Genomic DNA, 4,217 nt, shown 5'->3' on the forward strand with positions numbered 1-4,217 from the left:
AGATATTGTGGTAATTCCTCTTGAATGCGCTGTAAGGCTTCACGATTGAATATACGCTTAGCTGAGAGCTTTCTATCATCATCAAAGGGCACAATGCCCATATGCATGTGAGGGGTCTTCTCGTCCAAGTGAACGACCGCATAACGAATATTTTCGTCGCCATAGTTATCTGCAAAATATTGTTTGGCTGTTTCAAAATATTTACGGGTTTCGACTTCGTCTAATTGCTCAAAAAAATCTTTGTCACTGGTTAGAATCCACTCATTGACTAAAACAGCGTCTTTGCGAACTGCCCGCTTACTAGCTTTATTTTCGTTGATATAGGCTTCAATATCCGTTTTAAAATTATCAGTGCGCCCAGCCACCAAATCATAATTCAAGTGGGAGCGGGAAACATCAATATCTTCGTTGCTGTGATTAGTCGTTTTCCGTTGGTCATGATTGCCAATACCGACTAAATTATCAGCTTTTAATTTCGTCATTCTAGCCACTACAAAACTCATAGTACGCACCTCATTTCGGAGTTATCTTCCAAGTAAAGTATAACCCACTATACTTCACTCTGTGAAGTGTGGTCTCTGCGAGGCTAAAAACTGTCTGTCCACTTTGCCCCTTTTTTCGCCTTTAGGCTGAAAAGGTTCGACGTGAACAGGCACAAAAAAAAACGCCTACAGCTGTCCTTTTTTCTAGTAACAGAAATGATATTTTCACCTTTGCATTTTTCCGCAACGATTGCAAATTCATTTCAATATCAAATTCAAAACAACAGACCTTGCCACTTTTTCAAAAGTGGCAAACCCAGAAAATTTCTACATGTCTCCGACGGCTCGAAAACGAGTTGCCAAGAGGGTGGAAAATCAGTGGATCGTATCAACTTCTTAAATTCCTTCCGATTTGCTTCAGTCAGACATTTATCGTTGACCCTACCGTTTATTTTCCCACTGGCCAAATAAAAAAGAGTAGCCTAAGCTACCCTTTTCTAAAAAAATAGTTCAACAATCGCGCCCATTGAAGGTAAATTTTTAAGAAATAACATTTTTTCATTTTACTTAGAAAATATAATACTAGCCCCTTTTATCACATTTTTCCGTACAAATAGAAATGCATATTCTCTTGTAATTCTGGCAAATCGAGCGTTTCTTCAGCTAATCGTTCCAAACCTTGATGTTCATAAAAGCCAAAATTACATGTCGTATCCGTAAATAAGTAAAATGTCTTAAGATTTTCAGATGTCATATAATCTAAAAATTGTTGATACAATTGTTTACCGATACCTGAACCACGTTGGTTTCCATCTACAACAAAAAAAGCTAATTCACCATCAAAGTTTGTACCAATGCTCTTTAAAAGAATTTCATCAACTTCTTCAAATTTTTGAAACGTCTTTCCAATTTTACGCCCTTCTTTAGATATAGCAATTCGTGCAACAGCAATTCCTTGCCGAATAAGATACCTTAGTGGTTTACGATGTGTTTCTCTATTTTTACCCATAATAATACCAACAGGCACTTCATTAAAAACAGCAACACTAGTAAATGTTTGATTAACAAGACAACTGGCAAGATATATTTTAGACAGTTGTTTAGCTAATTTTGGGCTTCCTAATCGATCGTAGTTCCATGATTTGCGAATCATATCTTCCAAGATATGATAATCGGATGGTTTAATAGGACGGTATTTAATATCTGCTTGTGTCATTACTTTTCCTCCAAATAATTAACTTCTAAATTGTTCTTAAATCCAATATATTCCACGTCAATAATCATTACTTAACCTCTCCAGTCTCAATATTTATTTTATTTCTCCCATTTCTATCAATTCCTCAAATCCTTCAACAAAGTAATCTCTATCTTTCAAACAAACAACTCGTTTTTCTGGACCTTCAGGTGTCTCAGTTTCACTTAACTTTATACCACAAATAAAGCATTGACCTAAAAGCTCTTTAGTCGGGATAACATTTTGATCAGTGTATTCTAAGTATTTCTCAACATCACTTTCACTAAACTCTCTCATGCTCTCACCCCTCTCTCATTCTTTATTTCTCCTGTATCAGGATCAATGGTTTTTGAATAGACCGGACGATAACCACATTGGTAATTTGCATCAAAATATAGTCGAAAAATTCCAGAAGAACTTGAAATTATTTCATTCACATATTTCATACTCTCAATTCCAAATTCGTTACCTCTTTGTCTGATAAACGAGCTTAATTCCTTTACATTAACAATGTTATATTCATCTACAATTTCAAGTAAAGTCTGCCTTAATTCTTTCTTTTCATTTTCATCAAGTGTTACGTATCTATCAATATCAAAATCATTTATAAAGATTAAATCTTTTTTATCGTAGCGGTGTTTACCTTTCTTAATTGCATCAGAACTTTCATGCGTTAAATACTGAAAATAATACTCCACGCTATCAACAATTTCGATATGAGATACAGATTGATCACCTAAATTACGTTTTATTTTTTTCCGAATACTTTCAACAGTAACCGGATTACGAGCAATATACAAAACATGATAATGTGGTTTTTTATAAATTGATCCACCAGCACTTATTATCTCTTGTTCATCAGGAGTCATATCTTTAAATTTTCGTTCAGTTTTATCTAAATTATGGAGCGGACTAATCGCCATAGGAATACCAGTTTTTTCTAAATTTTCAATAAAGTTTTCAGGAATACTTTCAGGATACAAAATGAATGCAAAGTTTCTAGCCTTTGTATTTTTAGTAGTCATATAGTATAATCACCTTTAGAAAATAAAAGCATTTTTCACGAGCGAACTTGAGAGAGGGCGCTCTTTTTTTATGCTCATTTTTCTCCTTTCTTAGATTTTTCGATAACATCACGCATATAGTTTCTAATATCGTAAGTTACAATTTTTCCTTCACTTTTTAAAATCTCTTTGTAATCAGCATACATCTTTTTAGGTATTCTAACGGTTACAACTTGATATTCTGTTTTCTCTTCAGGCATAAAACTCACTCCTTTATTTTTTTATCATTATACATCATTATATACTTATAGTCTATATAGTCAAAAAATAACCCGTTTAAAAAAACGGCGGTCAAAACGGCGGTCAAACGGCGGTCATAAAAAAACTCCCAAATCCATTGGGAGAGTAAGCGTAAAGTCCTATTCAAGTAAAATTTGGCACTCGGCACTTATAGGGGGGTCGTAGTACGGGAGCGAAATTCGCTCCCTGCCCCCTGATTTTCAAAATTTTTATCCCACTCAAACCAAAATATGGGCTCCGCCCAAACCCGCAAGCTGTGTCAGCTTGACCCCATAAATGAGCGGGAGCTCCCGCTCAAACTCACCCCGCACTCGCCGTGGGGCAGGCAAAAAAAGCAGGTGTGCTTTTCTTTGCATGCGCAAAAGTGTTTTATCCGCTAGTCTATCAACTCCTTAAAGCCTCAAAAAGGGGCTAACTGCTAAAGCAGCAAGCCCCTTTAATTCGATTTACCGTTGACAGACACAAAATTAACGACGTTCAATCTAGCCAGATGTTAAATTAAGCTCTTAAATGCCATTTTAAGCCCATATAAGCGTTTTAAAGATGTGGACCGCCTAATTCATCAGATTTATGTTTTTCGAGTTCCTGTGAGCTTTCAGGGGCTTTTTTAGACGGTTCTTTTAGTCCTGCACGTTCTAGCCACTTGTCAGGTAAATTGATACCTAGTTTTTTGTGTAGAAATTCATCAACATTGCGGACAATGCCTTGAAGTGTTCCGACTAACTTTTGCAATCGCTCATTCTCTCTTTCGAGGTCATTATAGTCCCACGTTGTTCTAGTCAGTTTATCTCTTAACGAGTCGGCTTCACGCCTTGCTCTAGCATGCATTTGATTGTAATTATCACTAAAAGACGCCCGTTGTTCCAAATCAGCGAGATCAGATTTATCAACCATGACTTTATTTTTATTCAGCAAAGTTGGTTTACTAGCAATTTTTTTGTTATCCCGTGGCTTGATTTCATCAAGCTGTTTTTTAGTATCTGCAAGCTTTGCTTGTGTCTCTTGTTTTTCGGTCTCTATTTTTTTCAAATCTTCCCGCATAGTTTTGTATTCGGGTACTGATAAATTCTTACGCTCTTTGTTTTTGTTGCCACGTTGAACATCAAAGCCATTCTCTTTGAGATATTGTGGTAATTCCTCTTGAATGCGCTGTAAGGCTTCACGATTGAATATACGCTTAGCTGAGAGCTTTCTATC

6 protein-coding genes are annotated in these 4,217 nt (G+C 36.0%); all 6 read right to left on the minus strand.

Going from position 1 to position 4,217, the window contains the following annotated elements:
- A partial coding sequence (gene mobV, locus AC1RPR_RS07780) for a MobV family relaxase (RefSeq protein ID WP_481762199.1) occupies positions 1-503 on the minus strand: 503 nt, incomplete at its 3' end.
- A 574-nt stretch (positions 504-1,077) separates the two neighbouring features.
- Positions 1,078-1,698, minus strand: coding sequence for a GNAT family N-acetyltransferase (locus AC1RPR_RS07785; RefSeq protein WP_481761989.1), 621 nt, complete (start codon positions 1,696-1,698; stop codon positions 1,078-1,080).
- A 93-nt stretch (positions 1,699-1,791) separates the two neighbouring features.
- On the minus strand, positions 1,792-2,013 hold the full coding sequence (locus AC1RPR_RS07790) for a hypothetical protein (RefSeq protein ID WP_481761990.1): 222 nt from the start codon (positions 2,011-2,013) through the stop codon (positions 1,792-1,794).
- Positions 2,010-2,741 carry a replication protein gene (locus tag AC1RPR_RS07795; RefSeq protein ID WP_481761991.1) on the minus strand — a complete coding sequence of 244 codons (732 nt, stop codon included), beginning with the start codon at positions 2,739-2,741 and terminating at the stop codon, positions 2,010-2,012. Before AC1RPR_RS07795 ends, AC1RPR_RS07790 begins: the two co-directional genes overlap by 4 nt.
- A 74-nt stretch (positions 2,742-2,815) precedes the next feature.
- Positions 2,816-2,980 carry a transcriptional regulator gene (locus AC1RPR_RS07800; protein ID WP_481761992.1) on the minus strand — a complete coding sequence of 55 codons (165 nt, stop codon included), beginning with the start codon at positions 2,978-2,980 and terminating at the stop codon, positions 2,816-2,818.
- Between the two features lie 577 nt (positions 2,981-3,557).
- Positions 3,558-4,217: plasmid recombination protein (locus AC1RPR_RS07805; protein WP_481762200.1), on the minus strand; the 660-nt coding region annotated here is incomplete at its 5' end.

Source organism: Dellaglioa sp. CoH-57-MRSF-22 (genome assembly GCF_056781895.1).

Bases quoted from the DNA above. Each gene is read 5' to 3' on its own strand.
- AC1RPR_RS07800 (WP_481761992.1), bottom strand. From the start codon at position 2,980: ATGCCTGAAGAGAAAACAGAATATCAAGTTGTAACCGTTAGAATACCT.
- AC1RPR_RS07790 (WP_481761990.1), bottom strand. From the start codon at position 2,013: ATGAGAGAGTTTAGTGAAAGTGATGTTGAGAAATACTTAGAATACACT.
- AC1RPR_RS07785 (WP_481761989.1), bottom strand. From the start codon at position 1,698: ATGACACAAGCAGATATTAAATACCGTCCTATTAAACCATCCGATTAT.
- AC1RPR_RS07795 (WP_481761991.1), bottom strand. From the start codon at position 2,741: ATGACTACTAAAAATACAAAGGCTAGAAACTTTGCATTCATTTTGTAT.